This window comes from Acetivibrio ethanolgignens (assembly GCF_001461035.1).
Taxonomy (GTDB): domain Bacteria; phylum Bacillota; class Clostridia; order Lachnospirales; family Lachnospiraceae; genus Velocimicrobium; species Velocimicrobium ethanolgignens.
Window position 1 is genome coordinate 1 of record NZ_LNAM01000118.1, and the last position, 834, is coordinate 834.

Here is an 834-nt window from a genome sequence, read left to right on the forward strand (position 1 = left end):
GCTTCTTATTCTGCTTATAAATTTCAGGTAAAGAAATGTCGGTACCGTTGTAACGGAAAAACATTTTTTGTGTTTTTTTACCATACCAACAACATCATAGCCGATTCCTTTCACAGCATGTATTGTACTTGGAGAGGTAAACCAACTGTCGAAGAGAACGTACTTTGCCGGAATAGATGCTGCTTTAGATGATTTAAGCAGTTCAAGCATTGCCTTGGTTCCTTTCGTCATAGAGAGATTCCGACGTTTATACCCAGCAGTCCTTCTATCTAGTATTTCTGCTTCATTTATCCTCTTCGTCTTCTTTTCAGAAGTTAGAAGAACACTATTAATCGGTAATAAAGTACTTCCATCTGACCAGCCAAGTGTCAGCATACGAAAGCCATCTCGGTAAGCATGTTTTGCATGGTCATAAACTTTTGCAAGAAGCTCAACTTTTTTGGATCGGTTTCGTTCAAACATAGAGTCAGCAATAATGAGGACATTTACCCTATCCTCATCATTTAAAGGAAGGATAGCATCCCTGATGATTCTGGAGCAGAGAACCGAGGTAAAACGAATCCAGTTGATATGAACCATTTTCATAAAACGATAAACCGTATCCTTGGCAAAGGTCGGAGTGTTCCGTCCAGTTAGCATGCTCATGTACATGCTTCTATTTGAAAATATCAAAAGGAACAAGTACTGATAGATTTCGATTACAGGAATACCTTTTGATTTATATGCATTTGCAGCCTTAAGAGCAGATGATAAATGAAATCTTGTGAAAAACTTTTTGATAGATGCAGAAATCTGGTTATCATTCTGGTTGTCTTGTGTTATACTTTTATTCAT

General features: G+C 37.4%; 1 pseudogene. It reads right to left on the reverse strand.

Features of this window, described 5'->3' with window-relative positions:
* A pseudogene (locus ASU35_RS06660) lies at window positions 1-834 on the reverse strand (IS4 family transposase); the annotation flags it as partial.